We start from the raw sequence: 223 nt of genomic DNA on the forward strand, positions 1-223 counted from the left end.
GTCTGGGATCGACTGCTGGAGGCCGTCTCTCAAGCCTATGACGGTGATATTGTGATGATCGACAGTACCTGTGTCCGCGTTCACCAGCACGGAGCCACAGGAAAAAAGGGGGTGCCGACGATGGTTGCATGGGACGTTCCCGTGGCGGCCTCACAAGCAAAATCCACGCGATTGTTGATGCAGAAGGCCGTCCGATCAATCTTTGCCTGACAGGTGGACAGGC

General features: G+C 57.0%; 1 pseudogene. It reads left to right on the forward strand.

Going from position 1 to position 223, the window contains the following annotated elements:
- A pseudogene (locus tag ABE530_RS19775) lies at positions 1-223 on the forward strand (IS5/IS1182 family transposase); the annotation flags it as partial.

Source organism: Brucella sp. TWI559 (assembly GCF_039674265.1).
Taxonomy (GTDB): domain Bacteria; phylum Pseudomonadota; class Alphaproteobacteria; order Rhizobiales; family Rhizobiaceae; genus Brucella; species Brucella chromiisoli.